The organism is Moorena sp. SIO4A1 (assembly GCF_010672065.1).
Taxonomy (GTDB): Bacteria; Cyanobacteriota; Cyanobacteriia; order Cyanobacteriales; family Coleofasciculaceae; genus Moorena.
This window is the reverse complement of record NZ_JAAHHX010000995.1, coordinates 1-1,104: the sequence shown is the minus strand read 5'-3', so window position 1 is coordinate 1,104 and position 1,104 is coordinate 1. Positions and strand designations below refer to the sequence as shown.

2 protein-coding genes are annotated in these 1,104 nt (G+C 43.5%); both read right to left on the bottom strand.

The window, feature by feature from the left end; genetic code table 11:
* Positions 1-889, bottom strand: an 889-nt coding sequence (locus F6K53_RS44735; RefSeq protein WP_293087485.1) for a hypothetical protein, incomplete at its 3' end; no start/stop codon positions are given.
* 5 nt (positions 890-894) lie between these two features.
* The coding region (locus F6K53_RS44730; RefSeq protein ID WP_293087483.1) for a BamA/TamA family outer membrane protein at positions 895-1,104 on the bottom strand (210 nt) is incomplete at its 5' end.

The following is a 1,104-nucleotide window of genomic DNA, read 5'->3' as shown; positions in this document are numbered from 1 at the left end:
GACCAGTTTCCAAGAACAAGCTTAAGAGATTGAGCTGTGCTTTAATTCCTGTAAGTGACAAGGGTGGCTTACTCATCACTACCTGCTTATAAGCTTCATCAACAGTTTGAAGAGTAGTGCAATTCGTCACCACACATTTATACTGGATCTCAGCATTATTATAACTCTCACTCTTCTCTGTAGCTTGTTCAACGTGCCAAGGCAAATATTCATACTCATATTGGATAGGAGCTTGTCGGTCTCGCTCCAAGTTTCCCTGAGCTAGGAAAGTATTACCTAAACTCAAAAAAACAGCACTCCTGGCTTGAGCTTGCCTTTCAGCTTGCTCAGGAGAGGAAGACAAACTGTCAACTATCTTTAAACTCCTCTTCAAAATCTGTTCTGATTGTTCTAATCTACCGATCGCCCGTAAAACATCACCAAAGGTGCGTAAGCTATTGATTTGATAAACTAAATCTGTTTGTCTGAGATGTTCGCTTACCCAGTCTAGGGGATTTTCCGGTAAGTCTTCATCCTCACAAACCTTAGAGGATAATCCTAGGGCTTGTGTTAGGGTTTCACAGGCTTGATAATATTGTCCTAGTTCCGACTGCATCCGACCCAGATTAACCAATGTAATAGCCCGATTCCGGGATTGACCTTCTTCAAAGAATTTTACTGCTTGTCTTAAGAGTTCAATAGCCCCAGAAAAATCTCCATTCTTGTACTTCTCTTGGCTCTGTTGCACTAAAGATTGGGCGTTATCCTGAGCTACAAGAGTTGGCTTTAGTGTAGGTATTTGCGATAAAACAGGCCGTATCCCTACCGCAAGAAATAAGCTCAGAAGACTGAGTGCCAGTACCCGACAATACACCCCTGGTTGGAGGGTACAGCCAACCCAGGATCCCACGCCCTTTAGAATGGATTCCACTGTACAGAGAAATGCAAACCGTTTTCTTGCCATGTTCTATCCCTCGAATCTACAGAAATTAATGGAATGCCCCAATCAAGACGGGCAGTAGAATTGTTACCCTGTTGCCATTGCAAACCCAGACCCACAGATGCCAAAGTATTAGGGTCAGGATTATCGTTCCCAGAACTGTTCCAAGCCGTGCCAAAATCAAC